At 61.8% G+C, this 304-nt stretch carries 1 protein-coding gene; it reads right to left on the bottom strand.

Annotated features, from left to right (window positions below; translation table 11 throughout):
• Nucleotides 1–304, bottom strand: a 304-nt coding sequence (locus RZO55_RS06395) for a YeeE/YedE thiosulfate transporter family protein (protein WP_318063456.1), incomplete at both ends; no start/stop codon positions are given.

Here is a 304-nt window from a genome sequence, read left to right as displayed (position 1 = left end):
ACCGGGGTTTCTGCACCTTGATTCCCCGGCCGAAGCGATAAGACTTCTCCCACCAAGCGGCGATGAGGAACCAACAGAGCAACATCGCCAATGTGCCGAACAGCGCCCCCCGGCTCCCCCACTCGTCAAGCAGGTTGATCGGCGTGAAGCCCTTTGTCAGCGCATCGTACAGGCCCAGATGATCCCAGGCATAGGCCAAAAACGTCGCCCCGGCGATATTGCCCGCGCCCACGATCCAAAAGAGCACCTGCCCCTCCATGGCCCGGTACATCCAACCCGTTTCGCAGCCGCCGGCGAGAACGAT

It is taken from the genome of Clostridium boliviensis (assembly GCF_033342255.1).
Lineage (GTDB): Bacteria > Bacillota > Clostridia > Lachnospirales > Lachnospiraceae > Lacrimispora > Lacrimispora boliviensis.
Note: the sequence above shows the minus strand (reverse complement) of the source record. Positions and strands in the feature narration are given on the sequence as shown.